This is a genomic window from Modestobacter marinus (assembly GCF_019799945.1).
Lineage (GTDB): Bacteria > Actinomycetota > Actinomycetes > Mycobacteriales > Geodermatophilaceae > Modestobacter > Modestobacter marinus_B.
In genome coordinates, this window is the sequence record NZ_JABGCH010000188.1 from 1 (window position 1) to 611 (window position 611).

Sequence of the window (611 nt, forward strand, 5' to 3'; positions counted from 1 at the left end):
TGTTAATGATTTAAAGCATAACTTGCTTAGTATTAGTCAATTATGTGATAATGGTTATTATGTGAATTTTACATCAAATTCTTGTAATGTTTTAGATAAAAACAAAAACAATATCCTTGTTGCAAATCGTTTTGGAAATGTTTACATCACATGTTTTGAAAATTTAACATCTCAAGATGTAACATGTTTTTCGGCTTTACAAGAAGCAAATTGGCTATGGCATAGAAGACTTGGGCATGTTAATATGGATTTACTTCAAAAGCTTTCTAGAAATAATCTTGTTGTAGGCTTGCCCAAAGCTAATTTTTCAAAAGACAAAATTTGTGATGCATGCCAATTTGGAAAACAAATCAAAACTAGTTTTAAAACCAAAGCGCATATATCTACATCTAGGCCTTTGGAGTTGTTACATCTCGATTTGTTTGGACCAAATGATGTAGAAAGTCTTGGTGGTAAACTCTATGCCTTTGTTATAGTTGATGATTATTCAAGATATACATGGGTTTTATTCCTTGCTCACAAGAGTGATGCTAGTGGCGAATTTATTAAATTATGCAAAAGAATTGAAAAAGAATAAGGTCATTCCATCATTAGTGTGAGAAGTGATAGAG

The 611-nt window shown here is 30.9% G+C and carries 1 protein-coding gene; it reads left to right on the forward strand.

The genetic code is table 11. The features are described from left to right. Window positions 1–577: hypothetical protein (locus HK417_RS24600; RefSeq protein ID WP_222273469.1), on the forward strand; the 577-nt coding region annotated here is incomplete at its 5' end. Between the last annotated feature and the right edge of the window lie 34 nt (window positions 578–611).